Source organism: Amycolatopsis sp. NPDC054798 (assembly GCF_053611505.1).
On record NZ_JBSHAM010000012.1, the window covers coordinates 130649 to 153308 of the forward strand.

A 22660-nucleotide genomic window follows, 5' to 3' on the forward strand; every position below is an offset into this window, starting at 1 on the left:
GGTTTTTGGCGACGGTGGTTCTGGCGGGGTTTCGCCGCCTGCTGCTGGCGGGGATTCGCCGGTGGTTCCTGGGGGTGGCTGTCTTTCGCCGTTGGGCGGCGAGAGTGCTTCGGCGGTGTCCGGGGCCGACTCGCTCGCGGGAGGTCCTTCGCTCTTTGAGGGTGAGGATGCTTCTGGTCGTTCGTCAGCTAACGGTGACGGTGTTCCGGACGTTTCGCCGCTGAGTGGCGACGGTGTGTCGGTCGGTTCGAGTTCGCGTGCTGGCGTTGCCTCGGAGCTTTTGCCGCTGAGCGGCGACAGCGAGCCAGTTGGTTTGGGTTCGCGTGCCCGGGGTGGGTTGAGTGTTTCGCCGCTGGGTGGCGACAGCGCGTCGGATGGTTTGAGTTCCAGCGGTGGGGGCGCGTTTGCTGGCGACGCTGGAGCGGCTGGTTCTCGTTCACGTGGTGATGGTGCTTCGGGTGGTTCGCCGCTGAACGGCGAAAGTGGTTCGGGCGCTTCGCCGTGCGACGGTGATGGCGGTACGCGCGGCTCAAGTCGACAGGGTGGTTCTGCCGAGACGGAGGATTCGCCATTTCCCGGCAACGGGGTGCGTCGCGGCGAGACACCGGCGGGTGAGCCACGGGTCGACGGGGCGGAGGCTGATGAATCGCTGCAGGTCGGCGAGCAACGCCAGGCCGAGGAGCACCAGGCCGAGGATCATCAGGGCACCGAGCATCAGGCCGAAGATCACCAGGGCACCGAACATGAGGGTGCCGAGCACCAAGGTGACGAGCCACAGGTCGATGACTCGGCTAGTCGCAACCGGACCGACTCCAGCACTCGCGTTGTCTCGCCTCTGGACGGCCAATCCTCGGCCGAAGAGGACGTTTCGCCGCGGATCGGCAAATCCCAGAGTGAGCGGGTCGCGTCGCCGTTGAGTGGCGAATCCCAGGTCGGGGCCGTTGCCGTTCAGCGGCGACGGCCGTTGACGCCGGTGCTTCTCGGACTCGGGGTGGCGTTGCTCGGGTCGGTTGTCCTCGCTGTCGGGATCGGGACGGTGGCGGTGCCGGTCACTCACACGTGGGCCTTTCTCCGCGCGGGGTTGTTCGGCGGGACGATCGGTCCGGACGAGGTCGGGCAATACCGGATCATCTGGGACCTCCGGCTCCCTCGTGTTCTGCTCGCGGTGGTCGTCGGCGCTGGGTTGTCAACGGTCGGCGTTGCGATTCAAGCGATGGTGCGTAACGCGCTCGCCGAGCCGTATGTGCTGGGGATTTCCTCCGGCGCGTCTGTCGGGGCGACAGCGGTGACGTTGTTCGGCGTCTTCGCGTCACTCGGAATTTATGCACTGTCGGTCGGTGCGTTCGTGGCTGCGCTCGCCGCGACTTTGATCGTCTATCTCGTCGCCCGTACGCGGCAAGGGCTTACGCCGCTGCGTCTGGTGCTCACCGGCACGACGTTGTCCTACGGGTTTTTCGCGATCACCACGGTGATCGTCTTTCAAGCGCCGAACGGCGAGGCCGCGCGGGCGGCGCTGTTTTGGCTGCTCGGCAGTCTCGCCGGCGCGAATTGGGGCACGCTGCCGATCGCCGCGATCGTCGTGGTCGGCGGGGTTCTGTTGTTGCTGGCACTGGCCGGCCGGCTCAACGCGCTTGCCATGGGCGACGAAGCGGCGACGACTCTCGGCGTCGACGTCGGGAAGCTGCGGGCCCTCTTGTTCATCGTTTGCGCTGCCATGACCGGGGTCTTGGTCGCGGTGAGCGGAGCGATCGGATTTGTCGGACTGATCCTTCCGCACCTGGTGCGGCTGGTCGTCGGCGCTGATCATCGCCGGGTCCTCGCGGTGGCACCGCTTGCTGGTGCGGTCTTCCTCGTGTGGGTGGACGTCGCGGCGCGAGTGCTCGCCGCACCCGAGGAGTTGCCGATCGGGGTGCTTACCGCGGCGGTCGGGGTACCGGCCTTCCTGATCTTGATGCGCCGTCGCGCGTACGTGTTCGGGGGTGCGTGAATGGACCTCTCGCTCAACGGCGTCAGCGTGACCGCGGCCGGTCGCAAGCTGGTCGACGACGTGACCCTCGAAGCTCGGCAAGGCCAGTTCGTCGGACTGCTCGGACCGAATGGCAGCGGAAAGTCGACGACTCTGCGCGCCGTCTACCAAGTGCTCAAGCCGTCAGCCGGAGCTGTGCTGGTCGACGGCCAGCCGGTGGAAGGCATGGCATCGCGAAAGCGGGCGCGCGCGATCGCCGCGGTAGCGCAGGAATCGCACACGGAGTTCGACTTCACTGTCGCCGAGGTGGTGGCGATGGGGCGGATGCCGCATCACGGCCTGCTCGACCGCATGAACGCGGCCGACCATCAGCTGTGCGCCGCAACGCTGGCTCAAGTCGGTCTGACCCACCTGGCCGATCGAGGCGTGCTCACCCTGTCCGGCGGCGAACGGCAGCGCGTCCTGATCGCGCGCGCACTCGCGCAGCAGCCCAGGATCCTGGTGCTTGACGAGCCGACCAACCACCTCGACATCCGGCACCAGCTCGAAGTCCTCGCGCTCGCTCGCACCAGCGGGCCGACGGTGCTGGCCGCGCTCCACGATTTGAACCTGGCCGCCGCTGTGTGCGACACGGTGCACGTGCTTGACCACGGCCGCCTCGTCGCGAGCGGAACCCCGGCCGAGGTGCTCACGCCTGCTTTGCTCGCCGACGTGTTCGGGGTGCGCGGGCACGTGGTGCCGCATCCCGCTACGGGACGTCCGCAGTTGTTGTTCGACCGGCTCGAGTCCCAGGAGGACAGTCATGCGTAGGACAGTCGCGATGATCGTGACGGTCGCACTCGTCGCCACCGGATGCGGCGCTCAAGTGTCCGAAGGGGACGGCGGAGCACCCCCGGCCGGGTTTCCCGTGACGGTGACCAACTGCCGTTCGCCGTTGACCGTGTCTCAACCTCCTTCTCGGGTCGTCACAAATGACATCGGCATCACCGAGCTGATGTTCGCGCTCGGCCTGGGCGACCGGATGGCCGGGTACGTGGTCGACAAAGGACAGTCCGGCGGGGTGGCGTCTTCGCCCTGGAAAGCCGATTTCGCCAAGGTGCCCAAGCTCGCTGAGAAGATCAACCGCGAGGTGGTGCAGGGCGCGGGAGCGGACCTCGTGTTCGCGGGCTGGAGCTACGGCTTCTCGGAAGCAACCGGGTTCACCCCGGATTCCCTCGCGAAGCTGGGCATTTCCAGCTACTTGCTCACTGAGGCGTGCCGCAACGGCAATGGCAAGCAACGGGGCATCATGCGGCCGCTCGACGCGCTGTACACAGATGTGCGCAATTTGGGAAAAATGTTCGGAATCAGTGATCGTGCAGAACGTTTGATCGAAGAGTACCGCGCACGGGTCGCTGCTGTCACGAACGCGGCACCGGCTGGACGGCCGAAGCCGAAGGTCTTCCTCTACGACGACGGCCGTGACCAGCCGTTCACCTCCGGACGCAACGCGGGGCCGGACGAAATCATCACCAAATCGGGTGGCGCCAACATCTTCGCGGACCTTAACGACAGCTGGACCAGTGTCAGCTGGGAAGCCGTGATCCAGCGCGCGCCGGACGTCATCCTCATCAACGACTACGGCGGGGAGGTCGGCAGCGTAGCCGACAAGGAGAACTTCCTCCGTTCGCGTCCCGGCCTGCGCGACATCCCGGCAGTGAAGGAAGGACGCTTCTTCGCGCTGCCGTACGCCGCTTTGGTGGAGGGGCCGCGAAATGCGGCCGCCGTCGAAGAATTCGGCCGCTACCTGGCGAATCTGCCCGGCTGACGACTCTCAGAAGGTGGGAAGCTTCGCCCGGTCTTGGAAGCCGGGCGAAGCTGTGGCATGATGTCCGGCATGACCGCCATCTCCGTCATTATTGCCTTGCGCGCCGGATAGACGCTCCACAAGAGCTACCGGCGCGCAACCTCTCGCACCCATGCGGGAGGTTTTTTTGTTGCCTGGACCAGGTTCTGCCCCGCCACAAGGAGAACACCGTGACCCGCACGGAACCCGCCGGCACGCCGCTAGGCGATGCCTTCCACCTCTACGACACCACTTTGCGCGACGGTGCTCAGCGCGAAGGAATCACCTACTCCGTCACGGACAAATTGGCCGTCGCGCGGCTGTTGGACGAGCTGGGTGTCGGGTTCATCGAGGGCGGCTGGCCGGGTGCGCTGCCGAAGGACACGGAGTTCTTTTCCCGGGCGGCAAAGGGAGAATTGCCGCTCAAACACGCCGCGCTCGTCGCGTTCGGATCCACGCGCAAGGCGGGAACCGCGGCCGACAAAGATCCGCAGGTCCGCGCGCTCCTGGAGTCAGCGGCTCCGGTCATCACCTTGGTGGCCAAATCGGATCTTCGGCACATCGAGCGGGCGCTGCGGGTAGATGTCGACGAGGCCTGCGCGATGGTGCGTGACACGGTAGCGTTCCTCGTCGGCGAAGGACGCCGCGTTTTCCTTGACGCAGAACACTTCTTCGACGGCTATGCTTTCTCTCCCGAAACCTCGCTCCGGGTACTCGACGCAGCGGCGCACGCGGGCGCGGACGTTCTGGTGCTGTGCGACACCAACGGCGGCCAGCTGCCGCTAGGACTTGCCGAAACCGTAGGCGAGATCAAGGAAAAGACCGGATTCCGGCTCGGAATCCATTGTCAGGATGACACTTCCTGTGCTGTGGCGAACTCTGTCGCCGCGGTACAGGCCGGCGCGACGCACGTGCAGTGCACCGCGAACGGCTACGGGGAACGGGCAGGCAACGCCGACCTGTTCGCCGTAGCGGGAAACCTCGTGACCAAACTCGGAATGGAAGTCCTCCCGACCGGAGGCGCCACCGAGCTCACTCGCGTCTCCCATGCCTTGGCCGAAATCGCCAACCTCGCACCCGACACCCACCAGGCTTACGTCGGGTCGTCCGCCTTCGCCCACAAGGCGGGGCTGCACGCGAGCGCGATCAAGGTGGATCCGTTGTTGTACAACCACATCGATCCGTCTTCTGTCGGCAACGGCATGCGAGTGCTGGTCACTGAGATGGCCGGCAGGGCCAGCCTCGAGCTCAAGGGACGTGAACTCGGGGTCGACCTTGCCGGCCGGCCTGACGCACTCACCAACGCGGTGCGGAAGGTGAAAGAACTCGAATCGGAAGGCTGGTCGTTCGAAGCGGCCGACGCGTCGCTGGGGCTGTTGCTGCGCCGCGAGGTCGAGGAGGTTACCGGCGAGAAGTCGGATCCGCCGCCGTTCAAGCTTGAGTCGTACCGGGTGGTGCTGGACCACCGCCCGGACGGCGAAGTCGTTTCCGAGGCGACGGTGAAAGTGCATGTCGCGGGCGAGCGAGTCATCGCGACCGCGGAAGGGAACGGTCCGGTGCATGCCCTCGACGCGGCGCTGCGCCAGGCGTTGACGCCGTATCTGTCCTGGTTGGACAGCATGGAGCTGGCCGACTACAAGGTGCGGATCCTGCCGTCGAATCCAGGTACGGACGCGGTCACCCGGGTGCTTCTCGAAACCAGTGACGGCGAACACGAATGGACGACGGTGGGTGTGCACGGCAACATCGTCGAGGCTAGCTGGCTGGCGTTGTGCGACGCGTTGGTCCACAAGAGCCTGACGGTCGCGTCGGGGCAGGAGCAGCCGGTGCCTGAGCTGGGGGTGGCTGCTGTGAGCAGGTGAATCGGGCCTCTCCGGTGAGTCGCGTTGGAACGTTCGCCGTGCGGTCTATGCGCAGCGGGTATTGCGGCTCACAGTCGGGTCCGCTGATGGCCGTTTCGCGTTGGTCCTGCGCGGGGAGTGGCTGTTCGGGTGGTCGGCTGGGGTTTCTTGCTGGCGTGAAGGGTCCTTTCGCGCCAGTGAGGTCACGGCCGGTTAGCCGGGGTGGAGGGGCCGTTCGCGTGAAATGAAGCGAAGGGGACCGTCGCGCACGCTCGGGGTGCGCGACTGTTGGTGGGGGTACGTAGACTGGTGTTGTGCGTCTAGCTCGTATTGCTCATCCCAGTGGTGTCGCGTTCGCTTCGATCGAGGGGGACGGCGACGATGCCCAGGTCCTGGAGATCGCGGAACACCCGTTCGGCCAGCCGAACTTCACCGGCAAACGCTGGCCGCTGGCCGACGTCCGGCTGCTCGCGCCGATCCTGCCGTCGAAGGTGATCGCCGTCGGCCGGAACTACGCGAAGCACGCGGCGGAGCTCGGCAACGAGGTGCCGTCCGCGCCGATGCTGTTCATCAAGCCGTCCACGACTGTGGTCGGGCCGAACGCTCCGATCCGCCGGCCGTCGGATGTCGGCCGCGTCGACTTCGAGGGCGAACTCGCGGTCGTCATCGGACAGCCGGTCAAGAACGTGCCCGCGGCCCGCGCGGCCAGCGTGATCCTCGGCTACACGGTCGCCAACGACGTGAGCGCGCGCGACCTGCAGAAGTCCGACGGGCAGTGGGGCCGGGCGAAGGGGTTCGACACCTTCTGCCCGCTCGGTCCGTGGATCGACACGTCGATCGACCCGTCCGACCTGGCGCTCCGCAGTGAGGTCGACGGCGAGCTCAAACAGGACGGACGGACTTCGGATCTCGTGCACAAGGTGCCCGAGCTGGTGGAGTTCGTGTCGCGGGTGATGACGCTCCTTCCCGGCGACGTGATCCTCACCGGCACGCCGGAGGGGGTCGGTCCGATCGTCGACGGGCAGTCGGTGTCCATCACGATCGACGGCATCGGAACACTGACGAACCCGGTGCAGAACATCTGAGCTGGCCGTTGCCGTTTTGCGGCGACAGGGGCTCAGCGGGTGGGTTCGAGCGTTGCCGTTGAGTGGCGAATCCCTGGTCGGAGTTGGTTTCTGGTCGTTGGGGAGGTGCCGGGGCGGTGGCTCGGGCTGTCGCCGTTGAGTGGCGAGCGGGTGGCTAGCGCCGGGTTGGCGGGCGGTCGGTGTCGTTGCCGTTTGGCGGCGAATGGCGGCTGGCGTTCGGTCGGTGAGTGGCTGGGGCTGTTGTCGCTGAGTGGCGAATGGCGACCTTCGCTCGGGTTGGCGAGCGGTCGGCGCTGTTGCCGTTGAGTGGCGAAAGACGGTTCGGCACTCGGTCGGTGAGCGGACGATGCCGTTGCCAGTGAGTGGCGAGAGGTGAAGAGCGCTCGGGTTAGCAAGGGGCGGGCGCTGTTGCCGTTGAGCGGCGAATGGCGGCTGGCGCTCGGACCGGGGTGCAGGCGGTGCTGTTGCCGTTCGGTGGCGAGAGGTCGCTAGTGGGTAGATGGCGTTCTTGCCTGCGGGTGGTGACAGGGCTGCGGGGGCTCGGTTGGCGAGTTGTCCGCGTTGTTGCCGTTTGGCGGCGAAGAGGCTGTGGGCGCTCGCTCGGTGGGTGGTCGGTGTTGTTGCCGTTTAGTGGCGAGAGCATCTGAGGGGTGCTCGGTTGCTGAGTGGCGGGAGCGTTGCCGTTCAGTGGCGAGGGATGTCGGCTGCTGGATGAGAGATTCGCGGTGGCGGTCGACGTCTGTTGGGGAGCGGAGTCGTTGCGGCCGGGTGGTGGCGAAGCGGGTTGCCGTTTTTTGGCCACGGCCCACCGGCGGGAGCTTGCCGGTGGGCGGTCGGTGGTGCCGCTGGGCGTTGCCGTTTGGTGGCGACTCGGGGGTTGGGTTAGCGGCTGGCCGGTTCAGTGGGGCGGCGGGCGAAAGCTGGTGCGGATTCCCGGCGGATGCCGACGCCGATGAGGAATGCCGGGACGCGGGAGAGCTTTGGGAAGCGCTTGAGCAGCGAGATCAATTGCGGCGGGGGTCCGTCGGCGCGGCCGCTCATCACGGGGCCCATGACTCGGCGGTGAAGAAGGCGTTGCAGGCCCTGGACGGCAACGGTCGGCAGAAGGCGACGGCGGCGGACGGAGGCGAGGTCCTTCTCTGTCGGCTTGCCTCGGAGGAGTGGGTCGGCCAGTAGCCTCGCGGCGGCGACGGCATCCTGCACTGCCAGGTTGATTCCGACACCGCCTACCGGCGACATCGCGTGGGCGGCGTCTCCTATGCACAGAAGGCCGTCGACGTGCCAGCGGCGCAGGCGGTTGAGGCGGACGTTGAGGAACTTGACGTCGTCCATGGATTTCAGTTCGTGTACTCGGTCGGCGAATTCCGGGCAGGCCTCGGTGACGTCGCGGCGGAAGCTCTCGATGCCGGCGGCGTTCAGGTCTTTGCCCTTCGGCGTGATGTAGGCGATCTGGTAGTAGCCCTTGCGCGGCAACGGCACCGCGAAGCGGCGGTTGCGCATCCTCGGCATCAATGTCGCTTCCTGCTCTTCGTCCTTGCGGGAAAGACGGAACCACCAGGCGTCGAACGGGGTGTAGTACTCGCGCGGGGTGAGGCCGGCCGAGCGGCGGGCCAGTGACCAGCGGCCGTCGGCGGCGATTACCAGGTTGGCGGTCAGTTCGCCTTCTGTGCCGTCGGCGGTGCGGTAACGGACGCCCGTCACCCGGCGGCCGGAGCGGAGGAGGCCGGTCATTTCGGTTTCCAGGCGCAGGGTGAAGGCCGGCTCTTTCTGTGCGGTTTCGGCCAGCAGGTCGAGGAAATCCCATTGGGGGACCATCGCGACGTAGGGGCGGGGGACCTTCAGCAGCGACATGTCGGCGAGGGTCAGCGGGTCGCCCTCGGAGGTCGGAAGTCCGACTGTGGTCACCTTGGTCTGCGGCAGTGCGGCGAACTTTTCGCCGAGGCCCAGCTCGTCCAGGAGCGTGAGGGTGGACGGGTGGACGGTGTCGCCGCGGAAATCGCGGAGGAAGTCCGCGTGCTTCTCCAGCACCGTCACCTCTACGCCCGCTCGGGCGAGGAGCAATCCCGCCACCATGCCTGCCGGTCCTCCGCCGACGATGACGCACCCCGTGTGCTCGGTCATCTTCCCCAGCTCCCTCTTTTTCATCGGCTGTTGAATAAGCTGAGGATGCACCTGGGGCGGAGGGTGCGTCAAGTCGGCCGATGGGGTGTGTTCGCGGTTACGGGGCGGGGTGTGTGGCTGGGGAGCGGGGGCGGGGCTGGTGAAGGCATTCGAGATGCGGCCTCTACGGGGAGAACTTGAGGGAGTCTGCGGGGTGGAAGTGGTGGCGGCATTGGGGCGGTTGGCGAGGGTGTTCCCGGCGGGGCGTGGGTACCGGCGAGGAGGTGGAGAGGGGAGTGGGAGAGGCAGGGGAGTGGGAGACAGGGGAGAAGGCATGCCGGAGAAGCTGGGCGGGAGAGGTCGCAGGGGAAGAAAGCTGCTTCGCGGAGGGAGAGGCCGCAATCGCTGAGCGCTGCGATTGGCCGGGTGCAGGCCGCAGGGGCAGAGAGCCACGGCGGAGCGGGAAGAAGTTTGGTGAAGGCGCGTTCGGGGCGGTCTGACGGGCGGCGGGATTGCGCGGAAAGTGCGACTGGCCGGTGTCGGCAGGGGAGTTGATGTTGCCGCTCAGGGACCAGAATGTGGGGAGTTTGCGTAATAGCGTGTGGTTCACGTATGTGGATCTCGGGAGAGTGGCCCGCAGTGCGGATCGGAAAGATCGGAGCCGCAGCATTTCGGGAAAAGATTTCGCGTGGTTAGTTCGGTGGCGGAACTTATGCGTGGTTGTTGCTGATTTGGGCGCGACGAGGGTGAGGGGGAGACGTCCGGCAGCGGGAAGTGGTTGGGGCGACAGGGTTTCTCGGCGCGGGCACAGACGAGCGGGAGGCGCGAGGGGCCGGAGTGGATCGTTCGGAATTTGTAAGTTAAGGAGAGTGCGGAGTAAGCGTCTTTCACCCGCTCGGACCCCTGGGGCGGTGGTGAACGTCACCGGACGGACACTTTGCGCACCCGCGGTAGAGCCGGTCAGCGGCAACGGCTCGGGGGTAATCACCTTTTTGGCCGCGTTGCGAACGCGGCGAGTGCCCTAGCCTCACGGGGTGGATTTCGCCCCGGCCGCTCTGTCGCGTGCTCGTACTGCCCCGCCGGCCGCTGCCGGCCGCGAGCCATGGGTGCCTCCTGAGCTGAGTCTGGTGTGCCTTGACATCGACGACACGTTGATCGACTGCACCGCCGCGATCCGCCGTACTCTTCACGCGCTTACCGGGCGCGACGATCTCTGGCCGTTGTGGGATTTGATCACCGAGGAGCACGTCGCGCTTGTTGTCGCCGGGAAACTCGGCTACGACGTGATGCATCACCGCCGCACTGAATGTTTCCTTGCCGAGTTGGGGATCTTCGGGGACTCCGCGCAAGTGAGTGCGTTCGAGGCGCGCCGTCGGGAGATTTTGGCGCGGTCTTGGCGGTTATTCGACGATGTCGTTCCCTGCCTTGAATGGCTGCGTGCCGCCGGGCTGCAGCTTGCCGCTGTGACGAACGCCTCGGGGGTTCATCAGCGCCAGAAAATCGCGGAACTCGGGCTCGCGCCGTTTTTCGACCACGTCGCGATCGCGGGCGAGGTCGGGGTCGCGAAACCCGATCCGGTGATGTTCCACTCGGTCTGCCTGGCGCTGGACTGCCCGCCGGAGCGCACGGTGCACGTCGGCGACAAACTCGACACCGACGCGATCGGCGCGTTCGACGCCGGGCTCGGCGCGGTCTGGCTCGACCGCGACGGGACCAGTCGCACCGGTGAGCGTGCGCCCGAGGGGGTGCACACCGTGACCGGTCTCGGCGAGCTGCCTGAGCTGCTGGTTTCGGAGTACGCGACGGTCGGCGTCCCCGCCCCGCGAGCGGCGGGGACCCCCGCTGCGACGGGTCGCGGCGGGATGTTCTAGTATTTCTTCTCGTGCGGCACTGACCTGGGCAACCGGGAAAGTACCTCACTGGGGTATGGTGTAATTGGCAGCACGACTGGTTCTGGTCCAGTTAGTCTAGGTTCGAGTCCTGGTACCCCAGCTGCAGAGAGGACCCCCTCTCGGAAGTGCGAAATCGCTTCTGGTAAGTTCTCTCTCGCAAGAAAAGCCCCGGAAACGGGGAAGTTCTAAGCCCCCGTCGTCTAGCGGCCTAGGACGCCGGCCTCTCACGCCGGTAGCGTGGGTTCGAATCCCATCGGGGGTACAGCCAGCCCGGTTGATCGAAAAGATCAACCGGGCTTTGTTGTGTTTAACGGGAAAACCCGAGGCGGGGGCTGACGGTCGTCGCCGCGAGCCGGACCGGTAGTCCGCGCCAAGGAAGCCGCCTTCGAAAACGGCTCAGGCTTCCTGCGCACCGCCGAACATCGCCGCCGCCGAACGGCCGTTTGCCTGGTTTTCCGCCACATACGGGCGGAGTTCGGCCTCGTACTTGGCGAAAGCTTCCGGGTGCTCCTCGACAGCCAGGAGACGGGTCAGCGAGCGGGCGCCGAGCAGGGCCTGCGAAGTGCCCATGCCCGCGGTGGGCGCGGCGCAATATCCGGCGTCTCCCAGCAGGGCGATCCGGCCGGTCGACCAGCGGTCCAGATGCACCTGCGCACTCGAGCTGAAGTAGAAGTCCGAAGCGTCCGACATCGCCTCCAGCAGGCGGGGAATGTGCCAGGTGTCACCGGCGAAGGCGGCGCGCGTCGCTGCTTCCTGGTCGGCTCGGGGGAGACGGTCCAGCGCGCCGGAAGACGTTCCGAAAGACAGGCTCACGGTGAGCCTGGCCGGATCCGCGGAGTTGAACAGGTAGACGGCGGTGCCGTTGACGGCGCGGAGGAGTCCGGTGTGGTCGAGACCGAGAAAGTTGGGCATGGTGAAGCCCGCGCCGGAGAGGCCAAGGTGCTGCAACGCCGCTGAGTGCGGGACGAAGGCCAGCTGGCGGACCTTCGAGTACACGCCGTCGGCGCCGAAGACCAGGTCGTAGGTCTCCGTCGAGCCGTCGCTCAGATCGACGGTCACGGCGGCCTCAGTTTGCGCGAGCGACGTGATCGAAGTGCCGAAGCGGTACTCGACATGATCGGCGGTCAGGTCGTACAGCAGCTCGTTCAGGACGTGCTTCGGCACCTCCAGCTCGCCGGCGAAGGCTTCGGCCGGGAGCTGGTCCACCTGGACGCCGTCGCGGTCGACGATGGCGGTTCCGGTCATTCTCGTTTCGTGCCGGCGGACGTCGTCGAGGATGCCCAGCTCGGAGAGGACATCGAGGGCGTCGCCGCGGAAATCGACGGCGTAGCCGGTGTGCCGGAGGCCGGGAGCGCGTTCGACGAGCGTCACGCGGTGGCCGGAGCGGGTGAGGAACTCGGCGAGGGTGGTGCCGGCCACGCCGGCGCCGGAGATCAGGACGTTCAAGGAGGTCATGGGAGAGACCGTAGACCCAGTTTGCCCATTTGGTCAAACCATTTGGATAAACCATCTGGACAAGACGTCGGCTAGGCTGTGCGCCATGGGTAATCGCGAGGATCTGCTGGCCGGGGCGAAGCGCTGCTTGATCGAGCGAGGCTGGGGCAACACGACGGTGCGCGACATCGCGGCGGCGGCGGGGGTCAGTCACGCGGCGATCGGGTACCACTTCGGGTCGCGGGACGCGTTGCTGACGCAGGCGCTGGTCGCGGCGGTCGACGAACTGGGCGGCCAGGTCGCGGATTCGTCGTTCGAACTGTCCGAGCAGGGGCTGAAGCGGATGATCGACAGCTTCGGCGAGCACCGGGCGTTGTGGGTCGCGCAGCTTGAGGCGCTGGTGCAGGCGGAGCGGTCGCCGGACGTGCGGCGGCATCTCGTGCAGGGGTTGCGGGAGGCTCGGGCCGGGGTCGGCGGAGCGGTGCAGAGCGCGCTGGTGATCGGGCTGATGGTGCAGTGGCTGCTCGACCCGGAGGAGGCGCCGTCGGCGAAAGAGGTGACCGACGGGATTCGCGCGGTAGCGGCGGAAATCTAGACCCAGACCGCCTCGGCTGGGTTGCCGGCCGGAGGTTCGCCGCCGGCTTCGGTGAACGCGGTCAGGGCGTCGACCAGGCCGCGGCGGGCCGTTTCGGGCATTTTCTCCACGATGGCGGCGATTTCGCGACGCCGGCGATGGGTGACGACGCGGACGATCCGGTCGCCCTCGCGGGTGAGTTCGATGACCACCTCGCGCCGGGACGACGGATTGCCCAGCCGGGCGACCAGCGCGACCGCGACCAGGCGGTCGATCATCCGGCTCGCGGTGGAAGGCGTGACCCCGAGATGTTCGGCGAGCGCCGCCTGTTTGAGCGGCCCGCGGGAATGCAGCACGACCAGCAGCCGGAACTGCGGCACCGTGATGAGGTCGCCCGCTGAGGCGATGGACCGCGCGGACACCGCGACGAGCAGCCGCGAAGCGGTGAGCACGGCTTCGGTGACCGCGTCGACGTCGTCGGGTACGTCGGTGCGGGCAGGGATCGGCGCACGAGACATGCGTCCAGTGTGCCGTATGGCGCGGCGGATTCCGCTCGATAACGGTGCTGGGCAACGAATCAGGGGGTATCCGGCCTAACCAGCTGCCCTGCCTGTTGAAAAAGAAACAACCCCGCCGTCCCGGCGACCGGGAGGCGGGGTCGTTTCAGCGGCTGGCTCAGAGACCGGCGAAAGCCTGGTCCACGAACTGCTTGTGCTGATCCGCCCACTGCTTGGCGGCGGTCTTTTCCTGGCCCTTCGGGGCCTTCTGGATCGCGTCCTCGAGCGAACCGAGGTCCTCGTCCGACATCTTCAGTTTCTTGGCGACGCCGGCGAGCGCCGGGAAGTCCTTCCCGAAGCCCTTGCGGCCCAGCGCGTGGAGCTGCTCGCCCTTGCCCATCGCGCCCTTCGGGTCCTTGAGATCCTTGAGCTGGTAGCGCGAGTACGCCCAGTGCGGGTGCCACAGCGTCACGACGATCGGCTTCTTCGCCTTGATCGAGCTGTCCAGCGCGGCCAGCATCGCGGTGGTCGACGAGTTCTGCAGGGTCATCGCGCCGTCGAGGCCGTACTGCGGGATGGCGTCCTTCTGCACGATGCCCGTCTCGCCCGCGCTCGCCTCGATGCCGGTGATCTTGCCGCCGAACATGCTCGCCTTGTCCTTGAGGTCGGCGATGCTGTTGACGTCGCTCACGTAATCGGGCACGGCGAGGTTGAGGGTCGCGTTGTCGTACCAGACGCCGAGGTCTTCGACCTGGTCCTTGTACTGGTCCCAGTACTGCTTGTGCGTCGCGGGCAGCCACGAGTCGAGGAACAGGTCGACGTCGCCCTTCGCGAGACCGGCGTAGATCGGGCCGACGTCGAGCATCTGCGTCTTGACCTTGTAGCCCTTTTCCTCCAGCACCGCCTGGTACAGGTTGGTGAGGGCGACGTCCTCGTCCCAGTTGATGTAGCCGATGGTGACGCTCTTGGCTTCCTGGCTGTTGCCCGACTGGGACTCCCGGCCGCCGCACGCCGCGGTGAGGCCGACCAGGGCCGTGACGGCGGCGCCAACGGCGAGGATCCGGCCGAAGCGTTTCGATGTGCGCACTCGTTCGTCCTTTCTCGTTGCGGTGGAGGTGGATCAGGCCGCGTCGGCCCGGCGGAGGGCGCGGCCCACCGCCGAGCGCGCCCCGAGAGAGGAGGTGAGCCGGTCGAGGTAGATGGCCAGCACGACGACGCCGAGACCGGCGTTGAAACCCAGGTCCAGCTTCAGGCTCGTGACCGCGGCGTACACCTCGGCGCCGAGCCCTGGCGCGCCGACCATGCCGGAAATCACGACCATGGACAGCGAAAGCATGATGATCTGGTTGATGCCGGCCATGATCGACGGCATCGCGAGCGGGATCTGAATCTCGCGCAGGATCCGCCCCGGCGGCGAGCCGAACGCCTCGCCCGCCTCGACCATTTCCGGGTCGACCTGGCGGATGCCGAGTTCGGTCAGCCGCACGCCCGGCGGCAGCGAGAACACGACCGTCGCCACCACGCCCGGCACCGGGCCGATCGAGAAGAAGAAAATGACCGGGATCAGGTAGACGAACGCGGGCAGCGTCTGCATGAAGTCCAGCACCGGCTTCACGATCCGGCTCACCGTTTCGTTGCGCGCGGCCGCGATCCCGACCGGCACCGCGATCGCCACCGCGACCACGCCGGAAATCAGCACCTGCGACAGCGTCTGCATCGCGGACGGGAATTCGCGCAGGCTGTCGATGAGCGCGAACCCGATCGCCGAGCCGAGACCGAACTTCCAGCCGCGCAGCCACCAGCCGAGCCCGGCGAACACCACGACCAGCACCGGCCACGGCAGCCAGGTCAGCCCCGAGGCGAGCCCGGTGACCGCGCCGTTGACGATCTTGTCGACGAAATCGAAGAACGGGCCGATGTTGCCCTGCAGCCAGTCGATGATCGCCTTGAACCAGGTGCCGACGGGAATCTGCGGCAGATCGCCGACGAGGACGTTGTCAGACACGGGCGTTCACCTCCTTGGCGTCGTTTTCTCCTGTGCTCAGCGCGTTCAGCAGCGCCTCGCGGGTCACCATGCCGAGCAGCGCGCCTTCCTCGCCGACCACCGCGAGCGGTGCGGGCGCGGAAGCGGCGTGGCCGAACAGTTCGGCCATCTGGGTTTCCGGGCCGGTCCGCGCGGCGGAACGGTCGACGATTCCGGCGATCGTTTCCGTGCCCCGGTCCGCGGCTTCGCTCACCGCGCGGCGCTCGACCGCGCCGGCGAACTTGCCGTCCTCGGTCACCAGCACGCCGGCGAGTTCGTTCCGGCGCATCGTTTCCAGCGCTTCGGCGGCCGTCGTCGCCGGGGTGAACGTGATGTCCGCGGGCGACATCACGGCGGACGCGGTGAGCACCCGGCTGCGGTCGACGTCGCGCACGAACTTCGCGACGTATTCGTCGGCCGGTTCGGTGAGCATCTCCTGCGCGGTCGCGACCTGCACGATCCGGCCGTCGCGCATCATCGCGATCCGGTCGCCGAGACGCATGGCCTCGTTGAGGTCGTGCGTGATGAACACGATCGTTTTGCCCAGCTGCCGCTGCAGGATCAGGAGCTGGTCCTGCATCTCCTTGCGGATCAACGGGTCCAGCGCGCTGAACGCCTCGTCCATCAGCAGGATCTCGGTGTCCGCGGCGAGCGCGCGGGCGAGGCCGACGCGCTGGCGCATCCCGCCGGAAAGCTGACCGGGCAACCGGTCCTCCCATCCGGTGAGGCCGACCATCTCCAGTGCTTCGGCGGTGCGTTCGCGCTGCCGCTCGCGCGGAGCGTTCTGCACGCTCAGCCCGTAGGCGACGTTCTCCGCGACCGTGCGGTGCGGGAACAGCGCGAAGTGCTGGAACACCATGCTCATCCGCCGCTGGCGCAGCTCGCGGACTTCCGCCGCGGACTTTTCGGTGAGGTCGATGTCGTCCACCAGAACCCGGCCGGAGGTGGCCGGGAGCAATCCGTTCAACGTCCGCAGCAGGGTCGACTTGCCCGAACCGGACAGTCCCATCACCACGAAAATTTCGCCGCGCTCCACGGCGAAGGAGGCGTCGATCACCGCCGCGGTCACGCCGGGCAGCTCCAATTCGGCCCGGTCGGCGCCGTTCTCCAGCTTGCCGACCGCTTCTTCCGCCCGGCGGCCGAACACTTTGTACAGCTTCTCCACACGAACTATCGGCACAGTCGTCTCATGTTCTCGCATTCGGGGTCCTTGCCGGGCGACATGATTGCATAGACCAACACTGCTCGGAGCCGATCGCGCGACCGGTTCACCGATGACGGCCGGTTTTCGTGGCCCGGCACCCACTTTCGCCGGAGCGGCGGGCCCGTCCGCGGGACACCGGTGCGGCAGCCGGGAAAAGACGGTGTGCGCTGGCGAAACCAGTCCGGATTCGGCGGTTCGCCCGACTGGATTACCGGTGGCCACTGTGCGTGGTGGTCACGTTCGCATAACAACCCGAAAGTCTGTTGTGGACTGTGCGTGGCCTGGGTGATCGCGGACACCCGGTGGCCACGCATGGTGCCGGGCCGGACACGGCAAGGAAACCCCGCGGGCCGCTTCGCGGTTGCTTTGGGGGAACAGGTGATCGAACGGATGGGCGAGCGAGATGGCCGGTGTGATCAGGAAAACGCGAGGGCCTTCTCTCGATTTCCCGCGCACTGCGCGGAGATGACCGGCCGGTGGCGAAGCCTGCTGCCGGGAGGGCGGCTGGACCCGGTCCGCTGTGCTGGCTGCTCCCTCACGGCCGCGAGATCCGGACGGGCAAGCGCGCCAACGGATCTTGCCGGCGGCCGTCGAAACGCTCTTCTGCCGCTTCGGAATCGAGCGGCGCGGTCCGCCCCGGTTGCCCGGCAGTGCCCTCCGGGGCGGGAAAAAAGGCAGAGACGCGACAAACCCCGCCCGGGGAGAAGCCGGGCGGGGCTTGTCGTGAGCTTCCGGAAAACCGGAGTTACTTCTTCTTCGCGGCCGAGGTGCGCTTGGCCGGAGCCTTCTTCGCGGTCGCCGTGGTCTTCTTGGCGGCCGGCTTGGCGGCGGCCTTCGCCCGCGTGGTGGTGGCCTTCGGAGCCGCCTTGGCCGCGGTGGCCTTGGTGGCGGTCGCCTTGGCGCGGGTGGTGGTGGCCTTCGCGGCGGTGGCCTTGGCAGGAGCCTTGGCCGCGGTGGCGCGGGTGCGGGTGGCGGCCGGCTTGGCAGCGGTGGCCTTGGCGCGAGTGGTGGTCGTCGCCGTGGCGCGGGTCGCGGTCGCCTTCGCGGTGCTGGCGGTCGCACGCTTCACGGCAGTCGCCTTCGGCAGCTTCTTGGTGCCGGAGATGACGTCCTTGAACGTGGTGCCCGCGCGGAACGCCGGAACGTTGGTCTTCTTGACCCGCACGGCTTCGCCGGTGCGCGGGTTGCGCGCGGTGCGGGCGGCACGAGCGCGCTTCTCGAAGACACCGAAGCCGGTGATGGTGACCTTTTCGCCCTTGTGGACGGTGCGGATGATGATGTCGACGAGACCGTCGACGGCTTCCGCGGCTGCCTTCTTGTCGCCGATGCGCTCCGACAGAGCTTCGATCAGCTGGGCCTTGTTGGCCATTCCAGTTCCTCCAACCAGAACTTGTTTTATACGGCCATACAGGCCGAACGCAGTCATTATCACCCATAGACTTGGCAAGTCCAATCGGGACCTGCCTTTTTCGTTGCCGTGTCGGGTAAGCGAAGAGGCGGCGAGAGGGCCGCGCCGCCGGATTCTTTCACTGGCCGGAAGACCCGCGAGAGTGCTTGCGGCACCGGCAAAGTCGCATGTAGACACCCGTTGTCCTGCGGTTTTGTCTTTTCTTGAGGGTTGGCGGCGGGGTCGCGCGCGTCCGCTCGGACGACCCGCGAAGCGGCCGGACGGTCTACTGAGGACGATCGAAAACCGCGCGAAAAAGGCTGTCCCCCACGGGCGTGGCGGAGAGGCGGGCCGCGGTTGGCGCTTGGCGGGGCGGGGGCCGTTGGGGTGTTGCGGGGGTGCTGGGGTTGGCTGCGCGGCGGGTGCCGGGTGTGCAGTCGATGTGTTGGGTCGGGCTGGGGGCCGGTTCTGGGGTGAGGGTTGTGTCGGGGGATTCGTGTGCCGGGGCGGGGACGTTCGCGTTCGGTGGTGCTGGGGGCTTGGTCGTGGCGGCGTGCTTCGGGGGAGTGCGTTGGCGGTGTGCCGCGTGGGCGGCACGGAGGTCGGCTGCTCGTTGGGCGCCGGGTTTGCGGTTGATGTGTTGGGTCGGGCTGGGGTGGGGGTTGCGTGGGCGGATTCGTGTGCCGGGGTGGGAACGTTCGCGACGGCGGGTTCGCGTTCGGCGCGGCCGTGCTTCGGAGAGTGCGTTCGCTGTGCGCAGCGTGGGCGGTGAGAAGGTCGGCCGCGCGGCGGGCGCCGGGTTTGCGGTCGATGCGTTGGATTAGTCCGGGGCCCGAGACTGCGGCGAGAGCCGCCTCGGAGGAATCGCTTTGCGTCCGGCCTTCGGGCGGAGCGCGTTCGCGGTAAGCCGCGTCAGGTGCGGATGAAAAAGGCCGCCTCCCGCCGGTGCGGCGGAGAGGCGGCCTGGGGTTGGCGCGTGGTGGGAGCGGGGTGTCAGAGGCGTTCCTGAAGCGCGTCGGCGGCGGCGAGGAGATCGGCCGCCCACCGGGCGCCGGGCTTGCGCCCTATGCGTTCGATGGGACCGGAGACCGACACCGCGGCGACGACGGTGCCGGAGGAATCGCGCACCGGCGCCGAAACGCTCGCGACGCCCGGCTCGCGTTCGGCGACGCTTTGCGCCCAGCCGCGGCGGCGGACTTCGAGCAGAGTGCGCTCGCCGTAAACGGCGTCGGCGAGGATCGTCCGCTGCGTGTGCGGATCCGACCACGCGGCAAGGACCTTCGCGCCCGAGCCCGCCGTCATCGGCAGCCGGGAACCGATCGGAACCGTGTCGCGCAAACCGCTCGGCGGTTCCGCGGTCGAAACGCACACGCGCTGCACGCCGTCGCGCCGGTAAAGCTGAACGCTTTCGCCGGTGATGTCCCGAAGCTTCGGCAGCACCGAACTCGCCGCGTCGAGCAACGGGTCGGTCGAGCCGCCCGCGAGTTCGGCGAGCGCGGTGCCCGGCCGCCAGCGCCCGTCCGGCCCGCGCCGCAACAGGCGATGCACTTCGAGCCCGACCGCGAGCCGGTGCGCGGTCGCCCGCGGAAGCCCGGTGCGCGTGCAGAGTTCCGCCAGCCCGCACGGGTCCTCGGCGACCGCCTGCAGCACGGCCACGGCTTTGTCCAGTACTCCGATACCGCTATGCTGTCCCACGACGCGATACTATCTTCCCGCACTGTGGGAAGTCCAGAATCTGGGAAAAACGAAACCCGGGCCCGCGGCCAGCCGCGGCTCGCCCCTCCTCACCGGCATCGTCCGGGTTCCGTGCTCCCGGCCGATCCCGTGGAAGGAGCCGGAGATGACCAGCCCCACCGGCAAGGCTCGTACGCTGGCGGAGAAGGTGTGGGAGAGCCACCTCGTGCGCCGAGGCGAAGGCGCCGAACCGGATCTGCTCTACATCGACCTCCACCTGGTGCACGAAGTGACCAGCCCGCAGGCGTTCGACGGACTGCGGCTCGCCGGGCGCAAGGTGCGCCGCCCCGACCTCACCATCGCCACCGAGGACCACAACGTCCCCACGGTGGACATCGACCTCCCGATCGCCGACCCGGTGTCGCGGACCCAGGTCGACACCCTTCGCCGCAACTGCAAGGAGTTCGGCGTCCGGCTGCACCCGATGGGCGACGCCGAACAGGGCATCGTGCACGTGATCGGACCGCAGCTCGGGCTGACCCAGCCCGGCACCACCGTGGTGTGCGGCGACAGTCACACCTCGACGCACGGTGCGTTCGGCGCGATGGCCTTCGGCATCGGCACTTCCGAGGTCGAGCACGTGCTCGCGACCCAGACGCTGCCGCTGCGGCCGTTCAAGACGATGGCGATCAACGTCGACGGCACGCTGCAGCCGGGCGTCACCGCGAAGGACGTGATCCTCGCGGTGATCGCCAAAATCGGCACCGGCGGCGGGCAGGGCTACGTCCTCGAGTACCGCGGCAAGGCCATCGAAGAGCTGTCGATGGAAGCCCGGATGACCATCTGCAACATGTCGATCGAGGCGGGCGCGCGCGCCGGCATGATCGCGCCGGACGAAACGACCTTCGCCTACCTCAAGGGCCGTCCGCACGCTCCGAAGGGCGAAGACTGGGACGCCGCCGTCGCCGCTTGGCGCGAGCTGCGCACCGACGAGGGCGCGGAATTCGACGCCGAGGTCCACCTCGACGCGGACCAGCTGACGCCGTTCGTGACGTGGGGCACCAACCCCGGACAGGGCCTGCCGCTGGGCGATTCGGTGCCCGACCCGGCCGCGATTCCGGACGAGAACGCGCGCTTCGCCGCCGAGAAGGCGCTGTCCTATATGGATCTGAAGCCGGGCACCCCGCTGCGCGAGATCGCGGTGGACACCGTGTTCCTCGGCTCCTGCACCAACGGCCGGATCGAGGACCTGCGCGCCGCGGCCGAGGTGCTGCGCGGGCGGAAGGTGGCCGATTCGGTCCGGATGCTCGTGGTGCCCGGTTCGATGCGGGTGCGCAAGACCGCCGAGGAGGAAGGCCTGGACAAGATCTTCGCCGAGGCGGGAGCCGAATGGCGGCAGGCGGGCTGCTCCATGTGTCTCGGGATGAACCCGGACCAGCTCGCCCCCGGCGAGCGCAGCGCGTCCACCTCCAACCGCAACTTCGAGGGACGGCAGGGCAAGGGCGGCCGCACGCACCTCGTCTCGCCGCTCGTGGCCGCCGCCACCGCCGTGCGCGGGACCCTGTCCTCGCCCGCCGACCTGCCCGCCTGACTTCCCCCGAGAGGAGCACCCGCCATGGAACCGTTCACCCAGCACACCGGGATCGGGGTCCCGCTGCGCCGGTCCAACGTGGACACTGACCAGATCATCCCGGCCGTCTACCTCAAGCGCGTGACCCGCACCGGATTCGAGGACGGCCTGTTCGCCGCCTGGCGCGCGCAGGAGGACTTCATCCTCAATCAGGAACCGTTCAAAAACGGTTCGGTGCTCGTCGCCGGACCGGACTTCGGCACCGGTTCGTCGCGCGAGCACGCCGTCTGGGCGTTGCTGGACTACGGCTTCCGGGTCGTCATCTCGTCCCGCTTCGCCGACATCTTCCGCGGCAACTCCGGCAAGGGCGGCCTCGTCGCCGCGCAGTGCGAGCAGTCGGACGTCGAACTGCTCTGGAAGCTGCTCGAGAACGAGCCCGGCACCGAGGTCTCGGTGGACCTCGAAGCCAAGACCGTGCGGGCCAAGGACTTCACCGCGCCCTTCCAGATCGACGACTACGTCCGCTGGCGGCTGCTCGAAGGACTCGACGACATCGCGCTGACTCTGCGCCACGCGGGGGACATCGACGAGTTCGAGTCCCAGCGGCCCTCCTGGAAGCCCGCGACGCTGCCCGCCGCGACCTCCTGACCTGCGCCGCCGGGGGCGGATTCCCTGCTCGGAAAGGGAATCCGGCCCCGGCGGTCCCCCTCTTCGCCCACGCCAAACGGCACCTTCCGGGACCGGAATCGGGTCCTTCGGGAGGGCGGAACCGTTCCCGCCGCAAGGGAAAATTTCGCGTGCCGTTTGGAATTTGTGCTGTCTTGGTAATACCGTGTGCGTTAGCCGGCCGACCTGGCCGTGGACGAAGAGTTCTTCTTGGAGGGACTGGAATGGCCAACAAGGCCCAGCTGATCGAGGCGCTGTCGGAGCGTCTGGGCGACAAAAAGGTTGCTTCGGAGGCCGTCGACGGTCTCGTCGACATCATCATCCGGACGGTCAACAAGGGCGAGAAGGTGAACATCACCGGCTTCGGGGTGTTCGAGAAGCGCGCTCGGGCCGCCCGCACCGCGCGCAACCCGCGCACCGGCGAAGCCGTGCGCGTGAAGAAGACCAACGTTCCGGCGTTCCGCGCGGGCACCACGTTCAAGGACGTCATTTCCGGTTCGAAGAAGCTGCCGAAGGCCACGGCGGCGAAGCGGGCTACCGGCACCACCGCCACGCGCGCCACGACCACCCGCGCGGCTTCGACGACCGCCACGCGCAGCACCCGTGCCACGGCGGCGAAGCCGGCCGCCACGCGCACCCGGGCGACCGCGGCCAAGGCTCCCGCCAAGGCCACCGCGGCCAAGACGACGACGCGCGCGACCGCCGCGAAGTCGACCACCACGCGCGCCAAGGCGGCCCCGAAGGCCACCACCACGCGGGCGAAGGCCGCCGCCAAGCCTGCCGCCAAGACCACTGCGGCAGCGAAGAAGACGACGGCCGCGGCCAAGAAGGCCCCGGCGAAGCGCACCTCGGCGGCCAAGAAGAAGTAGCCTCGGTATTCGTTGCTTCGCGGCAGGGCCCCGACCTCGGGTGAGGTCGGGGC

The 22660-nt window shown here is 67.8% G+C and carries 18 protein-coding genes and 2 tRNA genes; 12 read left to right on the forward strand and 8 right to left on the reverse strand.

What is annotated here, in order from left to right:
• Window positions 1-913 precede the first annotated feature (913 nt).
• The 5 genes from ACWGIC_RS10955 to ACWGIC_RS10975 all read left to right on the forward strand — a co-directional run bounded on the left by ACWGIC_RS10955 (window position 914) and on the right by ACWGIC_RS10975 (window position 6717).
• Window positions 914-1987 (forward strand): FecCD family ABC transporter permease, encoded by a 1074-nt coding sequence (locus tag ACWGIC_RS10955; protein ID WP_452075726.1) that lies wholly within the window; start codon window positions 914-916, stop codon window positions 1985-1987.
• Window positions 1988-2776, forward strand: a complete 789-nt coding sequence (locus ACWGIC_RS10960) for an ABC transporter ATP-binding protein (protein WP_452075707.1) — start codon at window positions 1988-1990, stop codon at window positions 2774-2776.
• A gap of 10 nt (window positions 2777-2786) precedes the next feature.
• Window positions 2787-3773, forward strand: a complete 987-nt coding sequence (locus tag ACWGIC_RS10965) for an ABC transporter substrate-binding protein (protein WP_452075727.1) — start codon at window positions 2787-2789, stop codon at window positions 3771-3773.
• 209 nt (window positions 3774-3982) lie between these two features.
• On the forward strand, window positions 3983-5653 hold the full coding sequence (gene cimA, locus ACWGIC_RS10970; protein ID WP_452075708.1) for a citramalate synthase: 1671 nt from the start codon (window positions 3983-3985) through the stop codon (window positions 5651-5653).
• Between the two features lie 293 nt (window positions 5654-5946).
• The gene (locus ACWGIC_RS10975; protein WP_452075709.1) at window positions 5947-6717 is read left to right on the forward strand and encodes a fumarylacetoacetate hydrolase family protein; all 771 of its coding nucleotides are present in this window, start codon (window positions 5947-5949) and stop codon (window positions 6715-6717) included.
• Between the two features lie 882 nt (window positions 6718-7599).
• On the opposite strand, the gene ACWGIC_RS10980 is transcribed toward ACWGIC_RS10975, so the two are convergent.
• Window positions 7600-8838 carry an FAD-dependent oxidoreductase gene (locus ACWGIC_RS10980; protein ID WP_452075710.1) on the reverse strand — a complete coding sequence of 413 codons (1239 nt, stop codon included), beginning with the start codon at window positions 8836-8838 and terminating at the stop codon, window positions 7600-7602.
• Window positions 8839-9944: 1106 nt separating this feature from the next.
• On the opposite strand from ACWGIC_RS10980, the gene ACWGIC_RS10985 reads away from it, so the two are divergent.
• The 3 genes from ACWGIC_RS10985 (at window position 9945) to ACWGIC_RS10995 (ending at window position 10971) form a co-directional block, all read left to right on the forward strand.
• A complete protein-coding gene (locus ACWGIC_RS10985) occupies window positions 9945-10688 on the forward strand; it encodes an HAD family hydrolase (protein ID WP_452075728.1) in 744 nt (247 codons plus the stop codon).
• 49 nt (window positions 10689-10737) lie between these two features.
• Window positions 10738-10809 (forward strand) — tRNA-Gln (locus ACWGIC_RS10990).
• A gap of 89 nt (window positions 10810-10898) precedes the next feature.
• Window positions 10899-10971 (forward strand) — tRNA-Glu (locus ACWGIC_RS10995).
• A gap of 134 nt (window positions 10972-11105) precedes the next feature.
• On the opposite strand, the gene ACWGIC_RS11000 is transcribed toward ACWGIC_RS10995, so the two are convergent.
• Window positions 11106-12164: an FAD-dependent monooxygenase gene (locus ACWGIC_RS11000; RefSeq protein WP_452075711.1), complete on the reverse strand. Its 1059-nt coding sequence runs from the start codon at window positions 12162-12164 to the stop codon at window positions 11106-11108.
• An 85-nt stretch (window positions 12165-12249) separates the two neighbouring features.
• Between ACWGIC_RS11000 and ACWGIC_RS11005 the strand changes: the two genes are divergently transcribed.
• Entirely contained in the window at window positions 12250-12738 is a 489-nt protein-coding gene (locus ACWGIC_RS11005) for a TetR family transcriptional regulator (protein WP_452075712.1), read from the forward strand.
• On the opposite strand, the gene ACWGIC_RS11010 is transcribed toward ACWGIC_RS11005, so the two are convergent.
• The 6 genes from ACWGIC_RS11010 to ACWGIC_RS11035 all read right to left on the reverse strand — a co-directional run bounded on the left by ACWGIC_RS11010 (window position 12735) and on the right by ACWGIC_RS11035 (window position 19523).
• The gene (locus ACWGIC_RS11010; RefSeq protein WP_452075713.1) at window positions 12735-13235 is read right to left on the reverse strand and encodes a MarR family winged helix-turn-helix transcriptional regulator; all 501 of its coding nucleotides are present in this window, start codon (window positions 13233-13235) and stop codon (window positions 12735-12737) included. The genes ACWGIC_RS11005 and ACWGIC_RS11010 overlap by 4 nt on opposite strands.
• Window positions 13236-13392: 157 nt before the next feature.
• The gene (locus ACWGIC_RS11015) at window positions 13393-14301 is read right to left on the reverse strand and encodes a glycine betaine ABC transporter substrate-binding protein (RefSeq protein ID WP_452075714.1); all 909 of its coding nucleotides are present in this window, start codon (window positions 14299-14301) and stop codon (window positions 13393-13395) included.
• Between the two features lie 33 nt (window positions 14302-14334).
• Window positions 14335-15219 (reverse strand): ABC transporter permease, encoded by an 885-nt coding sequence (locus ACWGIC_RS11020; protein WP_354739274.1) that lies wholly within the window; start codon window positions 15217-15219, stop codon window positions 14335-14337.
• Window positions 15212-16438, reverse strand: coding sequence for a quaternary amine ABC transporter ATP-binding protein (locus tag ACWGIC_RS11025; protein WP_452075715.1), 1227 nt, complete (start codon window positions 16436-16438; stop codon window positions 15212-15214). Before ACWGIC_RS11025 ends, ACWGIC_RS11020 begins: the two co-directional genes overlap by 8 nt.
• A gap of 748 nt (window positions 16439-17186) precedes the next feature.
• Window positions 17187-17810, reverse strand: a complete 624-nt coding sequence (locus tag ACWGIC_RS11030) for an HU family DNA-binding protein (protein WP_452075716.1) — start codon at window positions 17808-17810, stop codon at window positions 17187-17189.
• 1011 nt (window positions 17811-18821) lie between these two features.
• On the reverse strand, window positions 18822-19523 hold the full coding sequence (locus tag ACWGIC_RS11035; protein ID WP_009074079.1) for an IclR family transcriptional regulator: 702 nt from the start codon (window positions 19521-19523) through the stop codon (window positions 18822-18824).
• A gap of 145 nt (window positions 19524-19668) precedes the next feature.
• Between ACWGIC_RS11035 and leuC the strand changes: the two genes are divergently transcribed.
• The 3 genes from leuC to ACWGIC_RS11050 all read left to right on the forward strand — a co-directional run bounded on the left by leuC (window position 19669) and on the right by ACWGIC_RS11050 (window position 22607).
• The gene (leuC, locus tag ACWGIC_RS11040) at window positions 19669-21093 is read left to right on the forward strand and encodes a 3-isopropylmalate dehydratase large subunit (RefSeq protein ID WP_452075717.1); all 1425 of its coding nucleotides are present in this window, start codon (window positions 19669-19671) and stop codon (window positions 21091-21093) included.
• 24 nt (window positions 21094-21117) lie between these two features.
• Window positions 21118-21720: a 3-isopropylmalate dehydratase small subunit gene (gene leuD, locus ACWGIC_RS11045; RefSeq protein ID WP_452075718.1), complete on the forward strand. Its 603-nt coding sequence runs from the start codon at window positions 21118-21120 to the stop codon at window positions 21718-21720.
• Window positions 21721-21962: 242 nt separating this feature from the next.
• Window positions 21963-22607: an HU family DNA-binding protein gene (locus ACWGIC_RS11050; RefSeq protein ID WP_452075719.1), complete on the forward strand. Its 645-nt coding sequence runs from the start codon at window positions 21963-21965 to the stop codon at window positions 22605-22607.
• The last annotated feature ends 53 nt before the right edge of the window (window positions 22608-22660 follow it).

Excerpts from the sequence above, each read along its gene's own strand:
- ACWGIC_RS11025 (WP_452075715.1), bottom strand. The coding sequence starts at position 16,438 with ATGCGAGAACATGAGACGACTGTGCCGATAGTTCGTGTGGAGAAGCTG.
- ACWGIC_RS10965 (WP_452075727.1), top strand. The coding sequence starts at position 2,787 with ATGATCGTGACGGTCGCACTCGTCGCCACCGGATGCGGCGCTCAAGTG.
- ACWGIC_RS11010 (WP_452075713.1), bottom strand. The coding sequence starts at position 13,235 with ATGTCTCGTGCGCCGATCCCTGCCCGCACCGACGTACCCGACGACGTC.
- leuD (WP_452075718.1), top strand. The coding sequence starts at position 21,118 with ATGGAACCGTTCACCCAGCACACCGGGATCGGGGTCCCGCTGCGCCGG.
- ACWGIC_RS11000 (WP_452075711.1), bottom strand. The coding sequence starts at position 12,164 with ATGACCTCCTTGAACGTCCTGATCTCCGGCGCCGGCGTGGCCGGCACC.
- leuC (WP_452075717.1), top strand. The coding sequence starts at position 19,669 with ATGACCAGCCCCACCGGCAAGGCTCGTACGCTGGCGGAGAAGGTGTGG.
- ACWGIC_RS11005 (WP_452075712.1), top strand. The coding sequence starts at position 12,250 with ATGGGTAATCGCGAGGATCTGCTGGCCGGGGCGAAGCGCTGCTTGATC.
- ACWGIC_RS11050 (WP_452075719.1), top strand. The coding sequence starts at position 21,963 with ATGGCCAACAAGGCCCAGCTGATCGAGGCGCTGTCGGAGCGTCTGGGC.
- ACWGIC_RS10960 (WP_452075707.1), top strand. The coding sequence starts at position 1,988 with ATGGACCTCTCGCTCAACGGCGTCAGCGTGACCGCGGCCGGTCGCAAG.
- ACWGIC_RS11030 (WP_452075716.1), bottom strand. The coding sequence starts at position 17,810 with ATGGCCAACAAGGCCCAGCTGATCGAAGCTCTGTCGGAGCGCATCGGC.
- ACWGIC_RS10980 (WP_452075710.1), bottom strand. The coding sequence starts at position 8,838 with ATGACCGAGCACACGGGGTGCGTCATCGTCGGCGGAGGACCGGCAGGC.